Origin of the sequence: Pseudomonas sp. HY2-MNA-CIBAN-0224, assembly GCF_040310285.1 — a bacterium.
GTDB lineage: Bacteria > Pseudomonadota > Gammaproteobacteria > Pseudomonadales > Pseudomonadaceae > Aquipseudomonas > Aquipseudomonas helleri.
Genome location: NZ_JBEOPQ010000153.1, coordinates 1 through 532, shown reverse-complemented (window position 1 = coordinate 532; position 532 = coordinate 1). Strand labels below are relative to the sequence as shown.

Annotated in this window: 1 protein-coding gene; it reads left to right on the top strand. The window is 50.2% G+C overall.

Features of this window, described 5'->3' with window-relative positions; translation table 11 throughout:
* Positions 1–532, top strand: a 532-nt coding sequence (locus tag AAEZ03_RS25800) for a uroporphyrinogen-III synthase (protein WP_350582556.1), incomplete at both ends; no start/stop codon positions are given.

The following is a 532-nucleotide window of genomic DNA, read 5'->3' as shown; positions in this document are numbered from 1 at the left end:
CGGCAGTGGCTGGCAGGTGATTATCAAGCATTGGTTATTGTTAGTCCGACCGCTGCGGCCTCTGGGTTAGCCATGTGGCAAGCACTTGAGGTTGAGCGTCAAAAACCAAATAAGACTACTGAGCTGGTAGAGTCCGCATTGATGGCGTTAGAAACGCCAAGTCATTTGATTGCGGTTGGTGATGCGACTGCTGCTGTCCTCAATAATGCCCAGCTACCCGGGGCCAGTTATCAAGTACGACAGCCTAGCATTGCCAATAATGAAGGTATGCTAGCGATGCCTGAGATAGAAAGTCTACAAGCAGGCGATAAGCTATTGATATGGCGCGGGCTTGGCGGACGTCGTCTGCTAGTCGATACCTTACAGGCGCGCGGTGTGCATATCGATAGTATTGCTTGGTACGAGCGCATCATGCCAGAGGATGCGCAGAGCCAGTATGAGCAATGGTTGCAGGATTTTTATGCACAAAATGCTTTGCAAGCTAATGCCACTGTAGATAGAGTAAAGCCAATCGTCGTGATCAGTAGTGGCA